At 47.9% G+C, this 14,459-nt stretch carries 11 protein-coding genes; 6 read left to right on the top strand and 5 right to left on the bottom strand.

The genetic code is table 11. The features are described 5' to 3' along the window. Positions 1 to 300 precede the first annotated feature (300 nt). The 4 genes from arfA to MHB46_RS12600 all read left to right on the top strand — a co-directional run bounded on the left by arfA (position 301) and on the right by MHB46_RS12600 (position 6,052). Positions 301 to 1,815: an arabinosylfuranosidase ArfA gene (gene arfA / locus MHB46_RS12615; RefSeq protein ID WP_023986630.1), complete on the top strand. Its 1,515-nt coding sequence runs from the start codon at positions 301 to 303 to the stop codon at positions 1,813 to 1,815. A 420-nt stretch (positions 1,816 to 2,235) separates the two neighbouring features. Next, positions 2,236 to 4,131 carry an HSP90 family protein gene (locus MHB46_RS12610; protein ID WP_341162492.1) on the top strand — a complete coding sequence of 632 codons (1,896 nt, stop codon included), beginning with the start codon at positions 2,236 to 2,238 and terminating at the stop codon, positions 4,129 to 4,131. 24 nt (positions 4,132 to 4,155) lie between these two features. Beyond that, complete coding sequence (locus MHB46_RS12605; protein ID WP_341162491.1) at positions 4,156 to 5,217, top strand: hypothetical protein; 1,062 nt, start codon at positions 4,156 to 4,158, stop codon at positions 5,215 to 5,217. Between the two features lie 88 nt (positions 5,218 to 5,305). Beyond that, positions 5,306 to 6,052 (top strand): glycerophosphodiester phosphodiesterase, encoded by a 747-nt coding sequence (locus MHB46_RS12600; RefSeq protein WP_341162490.1) that lies wholly within the window; start codon positions 5,306 to 5,308, stop codon positions 6,050 to 6,052. Between the two features lie 166 nt (positions 6,053 to 6,218). Here MHB46_RS12600 and MHB46_RS12595 read toward each other — a convergent pair whose 3' ends face one another. The 5 genes from MHB46_RS12595 to MHB46_RS12575 form a co-directional block, all read right to left on the bottom strand. Further along, positions 6,219 to 7,046, bottom strand: a complete 828-nt coding sequence (locus tag MHB46_RS12595) for a class I SAM-dependent methyltransferase (protein ID WP_341162489.1) — start codon at positions 7,044 to 7,046, stop codon at positions 6,219 to 6,221. Between the two features lie 144 nt (positions 7,047 to 7,190). Beyond that, positions 7,191 to 8,072: a UTP--glucose-1-phosphate uridylyltransferase GalU gene (galU, locus tag MHB46_RS12590; RefSeq protein WP_165179628.1), complete on the bottom strand. Its 882-nt coding sequence runs from the start codon at positions 8,070 to 8,072 to the stop codon at positions 7,191 to 7,193. Next, the gene (locus MHB46_RS12585) at positions 8,069 to 8,491 is read right to left on the bottom strand and encodes a GtrA family protein (protein WP_341162488.1); all 423 of its coding nucleotides are present in this window, start codon (positions 8,489 to 8,491) and stop codon (positions 8,069 to 8,071) included. Before MHB46_RS12585 ends, galU begins: the two co-directional genes overlap by 4 nt. A gap of 3 nt (positions 8,492 to 8,494) precedes the next feature. Continuing rightward, a complete protein-coding gene (locus tag MHB46_RS12580) occupies positions 8,495 to 9,586 on the bottom strand; it encodes a glycosyltransferase family 2 protein (protein WP_341162487.1) in 1,092 nt (363 codons plus the stop codon). Between the two features lie 17 nt (positions 9,587 to 9,603). Next, positions 9,604 to 11,955 (bottom strand): glycosyltransferase family 39 protein, encoded by a 2,352-nt coding sequence (locus tag MHB46_RS12575; protein WP_341162486.1) that lies wholly within the window; start codon positions 11,953 to 11,955, stop codon positions 9,604 to 9,606. Between the two features lie 288 nt (positions 11,956 to 12,243). Between MHB46_RS12575 and MHB46_RS12570 the strand changes: the two genes are divergently transcribed. Together MHB46_RS12570 and MHB46_RS12565 are read left to right on the top strand one after the other, a co-directional pair. Next, on the top strand, positions 12,244 to 12,930 hold the full coding sequence (locus MHB46_RS12570) for a response regulator transcription factor (protein WP_061830691.1): 687 nt from the start codon (positions 12,244 to 12,246) through the stop codon (positions 12,928 to 12,930). Beyond that, positions 12,927 to 14,417: a sensor histidine kinase gene (locus MHB46_RS12565; protein ID WP_341162485.1), complete on the top strand. Its 1,491-nt coding sequence runs from the start codon at positions 12,927 to 12,929 to the stop codon at positions 14,415 to 14,417. The genes MHB46_RS12570 and MHB46_RS12565 overlap by 4 nt, the downstream gene beginning before the upstream one ends. The last annotated feature ends 42 nt before the right edge of the window (positions 14,418 to 14,459 follow it).

Below are 14,459 nucleotides of genomic sequence, written 5' to 3'. Positions count from 1 at the left end.
ACTATTTAAAACAGACTGCAAGATATGGCAGTAGGCACTATTTTGAACGCACCTGTAATCCGTTAATACTATTTAGCAAAGGGTTATTCACTCAATAAGTTTGTTTATAAAATGAAACACTTAGAAATACGTAACCAATTGCTTATCGTTTATTCTAAACATTAATAAATACATTAAGTATTTAATAATAATATTGACTATAATAAATATGGTGTGTTATATTAAAACCGTAAATAAAACGGCTTCTTAGTCTTAGTGGTACAACGGATTTTATTTTCGCATTCAGAGAGGATGGTTTAGGTGGCAGCAGCTGTAAAAGCAAAGATGATTGTAGACAAATCTTTTCGTATTGCTGAAGTCGATAAACGCATTTATGGCTCTTTTGTAGAGCATCTCGGGCGTGCCGTATATGGTGGCATTTACGAGCCTACTCATTCAACTAGTGATGAAAGCGGTTTCCGAAATGATGTTAAAGAGTTGGTAAAACAGCTTGATGTTCCTATTATACGCTATCCGGGAGGCAATTTTGTATCCGGTTACAATTGGGAGGACGGTGTCGGCCCTGTTGCGTCCAGACCTAGACAGTTGGAGCTGGCGTGGAGAACGGTCGAGCCGAATGAAGTGGGTACGAATGAATTTTTCAAGTGGGCCAAGGATGTAGGTTCCGAAGTCATGATGGCGGTTAATCTGGGTACGCGCGGAATTGATGCTGCCCGTAATCTGGTGGAATATTGCAACCACACAGGCGGCTCTTACTGGAGTGATCTACGTCGTAGTCACGGTGTAGAGCAACCACATAAGATTAAAACCTGGTGTCTTGGTAACGAGATGGATGGCCCATGGCAGATTGGTCACAAGACAGCAGAAGAATATGGCCGTCTGGCTGTTGAATCTGCAAAAGCCATGAAGCTGATTGATCCTGACATTGAGCTTGTATCCTGTGGCAGCTCCAGTTCCACAATGCCGACGTTCCCGGAATGGGAAGCAACCACGCTGGATCATACCTATGAGGTAGCGGACTATATTTCCTTGCACCAATACTACGGCAATCATGACAATGATACGGCTAATTATCTGGCACGCTCTATGGATATGGATCATTTTATTCATACGGTCATTTCGACTTGTGACTATATCAAAGCAAAGAAACGCAGCAAGAAAAAAATGATGCTTAGCTTTGACGAATGGAACGTATGGTACCACTCCAATGATGCGGACAAAAAAATTGATCCGTGGTCTGTGGCACCGCCGCAGCTTGAGGATATCTATAACTTTGAGGATGCATTGTTGGTAGGCAGCATGTTGATTACGTTCCTGCGCCACGCGGATCGTGTGAAAATGGCTTGCCTCGCCCAACTGGTCAACGTTATTGCGCCGATCATGACCGAGAATAACGGAAAGGCGTGGAAGCAAACAATTTTCTATCCATATTTGCATGCTTCCCGTTATGGTCGTGGGATATCGCTGATGCCTGTCGTGGATTCGGAAAAATACGATTCCAAGGACTTCACAGACATTCCTTATCTGGACAGCGCTGTAGTTTATGATGAAGAGGGAGACGCACTGACTGTCTTTGCAGTGAACCGTCATTTGTCTGAATCGCTGGAGCTGACAGTAGATGTACGCAGTTTTGAAGGCTACCGCATTGTCGAGCATACTGTATTGGAGCATGATGATCTTAAAGCGACCAACAGTCCAGCTGGTGAAAAAGTTACGCCTCACAACGGCGGCAACGCCAAGCTTGAAGACGGAATTGTAAAAGCTCATTTGGGCAAAGCATCGTGGAACGTTATCCGTCTCGCTAAGTCTCATTAATTCTCTTCTGTAAAAGGTACAGCTTCGACTGTATCTAAATAAGCTCGCATTCTCTCTTGTAAGAGTATTACAAGAGCGGCAATGCGAGCTTTTTGCGTAAAATGAGCCATTTGTCCCTCCATAGATATAGGTTTCTAAGAGAAAGGTAGATTTTAAATAAATATTATGTTTATTACTAAATTTAACTAGACAAAGATGATCCTTATTCACTAAGTGCTCGTACTCCGTACATTTTTATGAAGTTAATTAGACCCAGTGCCAGACTTTCCAGGTGAAAAAAGACCCTATTATATCGTTGTCAACGTATTGATATCTGAAATGCAGGGTGTGCAATCCGACTTAAATCCACGTTATACTTTAAAAGACAGTCTATTTAAATCTAAATGGTGGTTGTAGTATTTCGAGAAAGGAATGATCTGTATGAGTCAAACAGACGAATATCGTTTTCAAGTGAACTTGGGCGGTATGATTGATATTTTGGCCAATCATTTATATAGCAGTCCACGAGTGTTTATACGTGAGGTCCTACAAAATGCAACAGATGCGATCACGGCTCGCAAGGAGCTGCGGAAGGTTGCTGCTGAAAGTAATGTATTACAAGAAGACAAGACCCTTGAAGATACAGCTTCTGAGAGTAACGACTATGAAGGTAAAGTCATCGTGGAGTTATCTGGTTCTGGAGAGCATCAGGTATTGATGATTCAGGATAACGGCATTGGATTGTCAGAAGAAGACATTCACCGTTTTTTGTCGATCATCGGTCAGTCTTCCAAGAAGGGAGCCGATTTGCTGGCTTCTGAGACTTCGTTTATCGGACGCTTTGGGATTGGGTTGCTATCCTGCTTTATGGTGAGCGATGAAATTGTAGTGCTGACCCGCTCGGTGAAGGAGGGCACCTCCATGGAATGGAGAGGGAAGCCGGATGGGACGTATACGATTCGTCGATTGGAAACCGAGCTGCCTGTAGGGACGCAAATTTATTTGCGCTGCAAGCCGGGAAGTGAGTTTTATTATGAGCCAGCGCATGTAGAGGAGTCTTTATTCTATTATGGGGCGTTGCTGCCGTATCCGGTCATGCTGTCTGTAGATGGGGAGACCAAGCGCGTCAATCTTCCGTCGACGAGCTGGATGCAGGACTCAGAACAATTACGGAGTCGCCGTAGTGAGGTACTGGATTTAGGCTATCGCCTGATGGGCGAGCGCTTCAGTGATTTTATACCGTTGCGGACGGCATCAGGCAGAACAGGCGGGATTGCATTCATTTTGCCTCGCAGTGTTAATCTGAACAGCAAGCGGCTGCATCGGGTGTACTTGAAGCATATGCTGGTGTCGGACAAGGCGGAAAATGTTTTGCCGGAATGGGCATTCTTCATTAAAAGCCTGATTTGGACAGATGAATTGCAACCAACGGCATCACGTGAGTATTTTTATGAAAATGAGCAGCTTGACGATGTTCGTTCTGAACTGGGGACCTGTATTCGGGAAGAACTGCTACGCATGGCGCAGTATGAGCCAGACCGCTTGCAGCACTGGATTCGTTTGCATGAGCTGTCCATGAAGGCGCTCGCCGTGGAGGATGATGAATTTTTGCGGATAATGTACCGTTGGTTTTCCTTCGAAAGTACATTTGGGCGGCGTGAGCTGAAAGAACTGATCCAAGAGGCGGACGGACGTCCACTGCATTACACATCGACAGTAGATGAGTATCGTCAGATTACGCATGTGGCGGCGGCGCAATCCATGTTGGTGATCAATGGCGGCTATATTTATGATTCAGACATTTTGGAAAGGCTGCATTGGATTGACCCTAACCTGCAAACAGAGCGTCTTAGCCCTGAGGAAGTATCTCTTTCATTTACCGGGCTAACGCAGGAAGAACGCGAGAGTTATTACGGTGTGCTACGTGTCATGGATGCAGCTTTGCAGCCGATGCGTTGCCGCGCTGAGTTGAAGCGTTTTGAGCCTGCGAGTTTGCCAGTGTTGTATACCATTTCTCAGGATGCACTGACCTTGCGCTCCATGGAAAACACGGTTGAGGAGACAACCTCACTTTTTTCCAATGTGCTTGATAGTCTGAAAGCAGGAGTCCAGCAAAATTCGGGCTATTCCACCTTATACTTTAATCTGAACAACCCGGTGGTGGCACGGATTCTTGAAGCTACCGATACGCAGATGGTCACGGCAGCTACAGAAATGATGTATGTGAATGCGCTTATGATGGGGCACTACCCGATGAACCGCAGTGAGTTGGGACTGATGAATCGGAGTGTACTGCATTTTATCAATTGGGGATTAGGGAATGGACAAAATGCGTAATTGCGTAATTTTAGGGGGAGCCAAATGGAAGATACGATATATGAATTGATGGAGCAGGCGCAGGATCTGCCCGGGGGTGCAGCAAAGCTGGCGATTCTGGAAGAAGCTGTCCGCTTGGCAGACACATCCGGGTTGAAGGAACTTGCTTATGAAATCCGGGGAGAGATTGTGGACTGCGCTATTTTTAATGGATATCCATTGAAGTCGCTGATTGCTTTTTCGTGGCAGTTGGGCCAATTTGATCAAAATCCAGAGGAATACGACGCAGATGAGCTGTTGTGGAATTATAAATGGATACTCGGGAAGGTGTGCAGCTTTTCCAATATATCAAAGACTCAAATAGAAGATCTGGCGGAGGATATGCGCAGACGTTATGCCGAATATGGGTACAATGAGCGTCCATATTACTATTATAAGTTCCGCATCGCGATGGACATGGGTGAACTGGATGAAGCACGGCGATATCTGGATACCTTCCGCTTGGTCGAGCGGGACAGTATGAGTGATTGTGAGGCCTGCGAGCAGAGCCAGATGGTGCGGTTCTATTATTTGACCGGAGAAGACGAGCAGGCGCTTGCCGTGGCAAAACCGATTTTGTCGGGTCGCATGAAATGTGCAGAAGTACCGCATGTGACGCTCTCGCAGGTGCTGTTGCCGCTTTATCGTCAAGGCGAGGTTGATCAGGCAAAGGACAATCATCGCAAAGGCTACCGCCTAATTCGGGATGATCGCGACTTCCTGAAAACGATAGCGGAGCATATCGAATATTTGGCGATTGCCGATCCAATTCAAGGAATCGAAGTGGTAGAGCGTCATCTACATATGGCACTGGACTATGAGAGCGGGCTGGAGCAGATGTATTTTTACGCGACGATGGTGAGTCTACTGCAAAAGTTGGATACTTCGGGAGAAAAACGGTTGATCCAGTTGCCGGCTTCCTTGGAATGGGGTAAAGAGGAACGCACTTTGACAGAAATCATTGCGTATTTTAGGCCACTGGCAGAGTCAGCGGCGGCTGATTTTGATCGACGGAACGGGAATACGTTTTATTCCGATTGGATCGGGAAAATTGTTCAAACGGCATAGAAGAAGTGGTAGCTGTGACGAATACTTTATACAGCCCAAACAATGAGCAGGTATAATGTTCCTGTGAAATGACAGGAGGGGTTATGTTGTGACTGTAACCGAAAAGGTGATTAATTTCGCACATCGCGGAGCTTCAGGTGTATGTCCCGAGAATACGATGGCGGCATTCCGCCACGCCTTGGAACTGGGAGCAACAGGTATAGAGACGGATGTGCAGCGTACCCAAGATGGGCATCTGGTGCTGATTCACGATGAGTCGCTGAAGCGTACGACAGGTTGCTCACTGGATGTAAAGGATATTACGCTAGAAGAATTAAATAAACTGGATGCGGGCAGCTGGTTTGATGAGAAATTCCGAGGTGAGCGGGTCCCGATGCTGGATGAGCTACTGGAACTAGCCCAGTCCTCGAATACAATTATTAATTTAGAGTTGAAAAATAGCATTTATCTCTATCCGGGAATGGAGGAAGAGGTCATTGCTGCCGTGAAGCGTTTTGGGTTGGAACAGCGGGTAATCATATCCAGCTTCAATCACGAATCGCTGGCGCTCTGTGCGCAGCTTGCTCCTGAAATCAAGACGGGGGCGCTGTATATCGAAATTATGGTTCGTCCATCGGAGTATGCCACCCAATTCGGGGTTACAGCACTTCATGCCTACAAACAAGTTGTTACACCAGAGGCTGTATCAGAGGCTTTGGCATTAGGCGTCGTCTACCACCCATGGACGGTGAATGAGCCAGAAGAAATGAAGCGTCTGCTGGAGGCCGGGGTGAACGGCATCATCACGGACTACCCTGATCGGTTGGCGCACTTATTGGCTGTTCGCTCTCTCTAAGTCGAAGATACATCGGAACTGTGACTAAGGTCTGCAAGGATATGACTGTGGCTATTTATTGAAGCAAAAAAGACTCTCCTGTACGCACTCGTTTTTACGAGGCGAGGGAGAGTCTTTTTTGCCCTAAGCCGAAGAGCGTATCATCCACGATGACCTTGATTCCTTTCTACTTGATGCCGAGCCGCATCCGATAGCTGAACAGGATATCTAGTGTTCTGCCCTGAAAATGATTCTCTACCAGCTTCACGAAGCGGGCTATATCGTCGTCAAGCGCTCGATTGCCAAGTTTGAAGAGACTTTGAATACCCCCTTGGCTGAGAGCGAGCCCTGTATAGCGAGCTGCGTCACACTGCTCACGGTTATGGAAGACAATCTCCCGGGTATATCGGAATTGTCCGCTGCGGTGCAGATTAGCTAAATGCTGATCCTTGCTCCATTTATGAGCTTGTTGCTCTACTGGGGCTTCCTGTTCCAAAAGGGTATCCGCTTTGGTGATAAGCTCTGTATAAGCTTGCTCTATCTGCCATTGCAGCACCGGAGGCCAGTCACAGTCAAAGGCCGCGAACACGCCGCCCTGAGCCAAGACCCTGCCCGCTTCCTGAAGCGTGCTCTCGGGATCCATCCAGTGAAAGGATTGAGAGCAGGTAATGACGTCTACAGTTCCGTCTTCAAAGGGCAGGTTGTTGGAGAACCCGCTTTTGAAGGAAATGGTTCCTGCCATTGTCGTTCCTGCTGTCTCCAGCTTGTGCTGCGCCTTTCCTCTCATATCTGGGTTAGGTTCGATACCGACGATTTGCTGAGCGGCGTTTTCCCATATGAAGGTTGAAAGTCCTGTACCGCAGCCAAGATCGGCAACTAGCTCTACGTCTCGCTCCAGATAGCGACTGATAATTTCCACGACGAGTGACGGCGCTTCCGGGCGGTGCTGATCGTAGTTGTCGGCAAAACCGTTGAAACGATCCACATTACTTTGCAGATTTCCCTCAGGGATCATAGGTCCTTTTCCTCCTAAGTTTCGACTGAGCGGCCGTGTAGATTCAAATGCTGCTGTACTCCTATATTGTACAAGTTTACATGTTCATCCATCTACTCTCGTGATTTCACAGCACCCGTCGGATTTCGGAGGGAGGAAATTCCCCTATTTTATCATTGAAGCAAGTGCCCACTCGCGCATCATGGAGTCAAGCATCGGACGCAAATCTTCGCGTTGCATACCCATGTGGAGCACGGCTTCCAGATATCCAGCTTTATCTCCAATATCATAACGTGTGCCTTCCAGCTCTAATGCGAGCAGTTGGTTCTGCAATGCTACTTGATGAAGGGCATCTGTCAATTGGTATTCACCGCCCGCTCCAGTGGACAGGTTTTCCAATATAGAGAAAATGGAAGGCTCCAACACATACCGACCAATGACTGCCTGCCGCGAGGGGGCCTCTGACGGAGAAGGTTTTTCAACAAGCCCACCGACTTCGTGAATGAGACCGTTCTGGTGAGTGGAGTCAATAATGCCGTATTTACTTACATCCTGTTCTTCCACTGTGCGCACGCCGACCACTTGCTTTCCAGTCGCTTCGTAAACATCCATCATTTGACGAATCGCCGGGGTGGAGGAATTCATAATATCATCGCCCAGCAACACGGCGAAGGGCTCATCGCCAATGAACTGACGAGCGCAGCTGACCGCATGTCCCAGGCCGAGGGGTTCTTTTTGACGGATATAGTGAATGACTGCTTTGCCCCCGATGCTTTGAACTTCACGTAGGAGATCATATTTACCTTTGCTCTCCAGTACCTGCTCCAACTCCACAGACTTGTCAAAATGATCCTCGATGGCTTTTTTATTACGCCCCGTTACGATAATGATGCTCTCAATTCCGGACTTGATGGCTTCTTCTACGATATATTGAATAGCTGGCTTGTCTACGATTGGAAGCATTTCTTTCGGTAAAGCTTTCGTAGCTGGTAGAAAACGGGTTCCTAATCCGGCGGCTGGAATAACAGCTTTTGTAATTTTTCTCATAGAAACTCACTTTCCTTTCGGGATGGGGAACCGAATACCCAGTATCGGCTCCCGATATAATTGATGATCATTCCGGCTGCGGTGGCGATCAGCTTGCCTAAAGCAAGTGGCAACTCGGTTCCAGTGTGAAGCACCTGCAGTAATAAGGAGGTTACCCCTAATACGATGAGGTTGATGACGATAAATTTAGGTAATTGACGCTTATTAGTGTCGTTTGATAGTTGTTTGTTGAATGTCCATTTGCTGTTCAAAATATAACTGTTGGCTGTGCCGCAGCTGTACGAAATGATCTGCGCTACAATGACCGACACTCCGACCCAAGCCAGCAGCATAAAAATGATATAATCTACACCTGTATTTACCAGACCTACGATGCCAAATCGGATCATAGGAAGCAGCTGGGCCATGCGACTTTTCATGGGTTAGGCTCCATGACCGGATTTGGGTCCGGTATATACCGCACTGGTGCCGCGCACTGTGCGTCCTGCCGAAATCAGGCTATCACGTGCTCCTTGCATGTACAGGGATTCACGGGGTTCAGGGACTTTCATAGCATGTGTCGGACCGTTTTCGTATTGTCCACCCAGATGCTCACGGACAATGTAAAGCGGACGTGCTTTGGTTTCGTCATAAATCCGTCCAACATATTCACCCATAATACCGAGAATGATCAGGATCACCCCGTCGAAGATCAGGCTGATGCTAATCATAGACGACCAGCCCTTCATTACATAGGAGTCGGTGAAAAAGTTGAGAAACAGTACGTACATCAGATACAGGAAGCCGGACATGGATAGAAGTGCACCGATATACCCTGCCAGCTTAAGCGGTTTAATCGAAAAGGATGTGATCCCGTCCAGACTGAGCTTGATCATTCGTTTCAACGGATACTTGGTTTCGCCTGCGAGCCGCTCGTCGCGCTCATATTCTACAGCAGTTTGTTTGAACCCGATCCAGCTGACCAGTCCACGAACGAATCGGTTATTTTCCGGCAGCCGTTTCAATTCTTCTATGACCTTGCGATCCATTAGGCGGAAGTCCCCGGTGTCGACTGGGATATTAATATCCGTTGATGCTTTGAGTACACGATAGAAGAGGCTGGCAGACCATTTCTTGAAGCGAGTTTCGCCATTGCGTTTGAGCCGTTTGGCGTAGACCACTTCATAGCCTTCCTTCCACTTGTTAGCCATCTCAACAATCAGTTCCGGCGGGTCCTGGAGGTCGGCGTCAATGACGACGACCGCCTCCCCCACCGCATAATCCATCCCGGCGGTAATCGCTAGCTGATGACCAAAATTGCGAGAGAAATCAATCAATACAATGGTGTCATCTCTGAGACTGAATTCCTTGATCAATTGGACGCTGCGGTCCGAACTTCCATCATTTACGAAGATCAGCTCGTAGGGCTCACCCATTGAGCCCATGACTTGTTTCAGCCTCCGGTAAGTTTCCGTAATAACGGCTTCCTCGTTGTACATCGGAATAACTATGGAATAACGGATGGGTTCACTCATTCGTAGTTCCTCCTCATTTATAATGTGATTTCGTATAAAGTACCGCTTCCGCCACGTTCGTCTCCGCCAGGTTCACCTTGACCATCCTGAGCGTTCGCATTGTTGTTTGTGGTGTCGCTTCCTCCGTCGGTTGCTTTAACGTCTGTACTTGTTTCGCCTGTTGTTGTTTTCCATTCATCTGTAGGGATCACTTTGCCGTGTTCTTTGATCCATGCAGTGACTTCAGAGTTACCGCCGTCCGGTCCGCCGCCTCCACCAGAAATCATGAAGTACTTCACTTGGCCGCTTTCGACTAGCGCCTTGATTTTATCGACGGTATAGACTGGATCGGAAGATACAAAACCATTCATAATAATTACTTTTTGTCCGGCCTCGACCAGGTAAGGAGCAGCCGTTGAATAATTACTTGCTGCGAAAAGGTAGGTTTCACCTGTGTTATTTTTTTGCAAATAGCTCAACGTTTTTTGATCTAAACTTTGGCTACCGTTGGGTCCCCCCATTCCTCTGGAACGGGTAGAAGATTTTTGTTCCGTGTCTGTACTTGTTTGTGTGCTTGAAGTATTTCCATCAGGACTGGAATTCTCTACATTATTGGTCTGGTTATTCGTTTGAGTTCCTTCGGCTTGTTGTCCATTAGCGCTCTGGCCTCTAGTGCGATCATTGCCACCCGGCATTCCGCCACCACCGCCGCCAAATTGAGTCGGTCCGGCTTGTGGAATCATGCTGTTCCCCCCGTAGACGATCGGTGTCAATGCCCAGTACACAGGGCCGATAAACATAGCGAGTACACTTGCAATAATGGCGAATCTTGTGAACTTCTCAGATTTCATTCGTGCTACTACCAGTAGCGCCGTGCCGATGATCCCTAGGATCAATACCGCGATGGACCAGCCGCTACCAATGGTATCGTTGTAATTTTGCAAAACAAACCAGCTAAATACCGAGGTTGCCAATACTGCTGCGGGTAACAGCCAGGAGAGCCAGTTGGAACGCTCACAGTACTGCTTCCACAATTCTACGAATCCTGCTCCAAAGAGCGCTGCAATTGGTGGCGCGAGCATAATCAGGTAATAATGATGGAAGAATCCAGCTACGCTGAAAAATGCAGCTACGGGAATCAACCAGGCCAACCAGAAGATGACCTCTTTGTGCTTTTGTGTGATATTACGACGTCGAATGCTTGCGAGCAGACCGATGGAAGCAATCAATGCGAATGGAAGCAGCCAGCTGGCTTGACCTGACAGGGAAGATTGGAACAACCGCAAAGGTCCTTTTTCGCCAGTGCCGAACATGCCACCACCGGAATTTCCTCCCGGTCCACCGCCAGGACCACCCTGGCCACCTTGCCCGTCTCCAGGACCACCTTGCCCGTTGCTGCCAAATTCACCCGGTGGCATTTGACCACCTGCACCGAATCCGCCTGCTGCCATGTTGTTGGCACTAGAGTCACCCGTAGTGGTAGTACTGTCCGATGATGTAGTCGTCTGAGCCTGATCCGTGCTCGTATTGCCGCTATTCGTTGTAGCGTTATTGTTCCGATCCATGCGTTCTCCGCCACGATTGCCACCTGTACCCTGATCTCCTGTCAGACGGGACAGGCCGTTATAACCAAAGGCCAAATTCAGTACAGAATTGGTACCGCTACTTCCCATATAAGGGCGTTCATCTGCCGGAGTGGAGTCCACTACGACTGCCCAGGAGAGCGATACGATCAGGAGGACACCTGCTGACCCTACTAGTGTTACTGCTTTTCGCTTCCAGTTAAACTTGGAAGCCAGCAGATAGAACAAACCCAGTGCGGGAACGATCATATAGGCTTGTAGCATTTTTTCGTTAAAGGCGATGCCTACGACTGCGAAAGCAGCAAGGATCAGCCCGGTTTTGTTATTTCTAATGCCTCTGAACAATAGCCATGTTGCGAGCAACAGTGTGAAGACCAACATAGCGTCGATGTTATTCGTGCGGCTAACCGCTACGGCTATCGGTGTCGTTGCCATGGCGAAGGCGGCCAACCGTGCAGCCAGTGTACCGAAGCTTGGTTTGACAAGCAGGTAAACGAGCAAGACCGATCCGACCTGAGCCAGCGCTTGTGGCAGGATAACGCTCCAACCGTGAAGACCGAATATATAGGCGCTCAGCGTCTGAATCCAGAACACCACAGGTGGTTTGTCTACCGTTACCGATCCGGCAGAATCAAGTGAGGCGAAAAAGAAGTTGTGAAAGCTTTGTAGCATGCTTGCTACGGCCGTCGTGTAGTAGGTGTTTACATATTTGTCTTGCCAGATGTTGTATCCATTCAAAAATGCGGATATCAGCATAATGATGATCAGGGGGATGTCCGCCCTGGTCTTAAACCATTTCTTAATCATGTTTATTCCACTCCCTGTGAAAATTCTTTGTATTTATTCCGTTGTTCTAGCCGCTATCTTCAGGACTGCGGAATGACCAGTCGCTTCTGATCTTGGCCCGGTGAACTACCGGCTTGCTATTATCATGTCATACGTACCTTAATGGGTTCTGAGCGCTCCCTGAACGTTAGCTGAAAGCTGAGCAGAGGTGCTTTTTTTGCGACAGGATTCAGGTATATTAGATACAGGTAGAAAATGAACCGACTTTTTATGAGAAAAATGCGGCAACATGAAAGGGAAGATTAAATAATGAATCCAATACACGGAGTTAAAATTATGCTGGCAGATGATGAGCCTCATATTTTGCAATTTTTAGAGCTTGGACTGATTAATGAAGGATACGAAGTCAGAACCGCCGAGAACGGGAGTGAAGCGCTCGATTTGGCAAGAGAGTTTCGTCCGCATGTAGCGGTGCTGGATGTGATGATGCCGGAAATGAACGGTTTTGAGGTGTGCCAAAGTCTCAAGGAGACGGAGGATAACATCGCGGTTATTATGCTGACCGCCAAGGATGATGTAGACGATCGGGTAAAGGGTTTGAAAATCGGCGCGGATGATTATGTCGTGAAGCCCTTCAGTTTTAATGAGTTGCTGGCTCGCATTGAAGCGCGCTTGCGCAATCAGTTCCCCGATCTGCTGGGCGAAGTGGTTCACGGACCCTTTCAAGTGGATGATCGACGGAAGGAAATTCGTTATCAGAGTCAGGTGCTGGAGCTGTCGCCTACCGAATATGAACTATTGAAGTTTCTGGTGCTAAACCACGGGATTGTGCTGAGTAAAAGTCGTATACTGGACCGGGTATGGGGGTACGATTTTGGGGGCGAGGATAATATTGTTGAAGTGTACATCCGCTCCTTACGTGAAAAACTCAAAGACAAGGAGCACCGGGTCATTCGTACGCTGCGCGGTGTGGGATACCGGGTGGATCTGCTATGAAGGCGGGAGGGAAAAGTCGGAGAACATATGCGCTCCGTTCTCTCCGGTCCCAGCTTTTAGCCAGAACGTTACTCATTTTGGCTTTGCTGCTCGTATTGATTGGTTTTCTACAATATTTTCTGATGAAAGATTTTCTGTATCGCAGTCGGGCAGAAGCTATGGATACGCAGCTGAATTCAATTCCTGCCGATTTATTGATTAAGGATTCACAGGAGCAGAGTGAGGTAACTGCTCCCCGAGAACAAACCAATCGGAGGAATAATCGACCGGGGCCGTTTTTGTTCTGGCCAGATATGTCGCTCGCTTCTATAGATATAGATGGCACCTTCCAGAGCTTGTCCAACGAAAACGGGCTTAAGCCGCCACGTCTCACCACTGAGCAATATCATGCTATGCAGCAGAGCAAACGTATGCGTCACGGCTATCAATTAATCACGGATGCTCAGGGGAAAGAGCAACTGGTTGTATTCCGTCCGCTCGGTCCACCTGACCGTTCGTCCGGTTTACTTCAAATGGGCGTATCCACGAATTCTATGCAAGAGCAGTTGATTAACCAACTCCGCACCTTTATTTTATTGTCACTGATTGCGCTTGCGATTGGGTTGGCGCTTATGCTTCCTGTGCTGCGACGCACGTTGGTCCCCCTCTCCAGGATGGTCGAGGCAGTCAAACGTATTGATGCGGGCAATCTGGCCGAGCGCTTTGACGCAGAGCAGGGGCAGTATGAGGTGGATCGTTTGGCAGTTTCATTTAACGGGATGCTGGAACGGTTGGAGCATTCGTTTGCTGCTGAACGGGAATTGCAGATGCAGATGAGACGATTTATTGCGGATGCTTCCCATGAACTGCGCACCCCGCTCACATCTATTCACGGTTTCTTGGAAGTGCTGCTTCGTGGAGCAGCATCTAATCCGAAGCAGCTTCAATCGGCACTAGAAAGTATGTACGGTGAATCCAAGCGGATGAATAAACTGGTCTCTGATTTACTATTGTTGGCTAAGCTGGACCGAACACCGGAGTTGAAACTGGAGGACATACCACTAGATGCGTTGCTGTTGGAAATGAAACCGCAGCTCCTTATGCTGGCAGGTACACGTAAGGTAGTTTTTGATATGACGGCAGGTATACGGGTGTTGGCAGAGGGGGATAAAATCAAGCAGGTAGTGCTCAACCTGTTTCACAATGCTGTTCAGCATACTGATATGGAAAGAGGTGTGATCCAGGTAAACCTGTCTGCAGGTAAGAAGTTGGTGGATATCCAAATTCGTGATAACGGACCAGGCATGAGTAAAGAACAGCTGGAGCGGATATTTGAACGTTTTTATCGTGGAGATGAATCGCGTACACGTAGCTCAGGCGGGGCGGGCCTTGGTCTGGCCATTACACAGTCTATCGTGGAAGCACACGGTGGGAACATTACGGCCGAAAGCACACCGGGAACGGGAAGTGTATTCAAAGTAACGCTACCTTTAGCGGGAACAGTATAGTTTTTAAGATTATGGCGTAACATAAAAATAGCCCCCCGAACC

This window comes from Paenibacillus sp. FSL H7-0703 (genome assembly GCF_038003485.1).
Lineage (GTDB): Bacteria > Bacillota > Bacilli > Paenibacillales > Paenibacillaceae > Paenibacillus > Paenibacillus polymyxa_B.
Note: the sequence above shows the minus strand (reverse complement) of the source record. Positions and strands in the feature narration are given on the sequence as shown.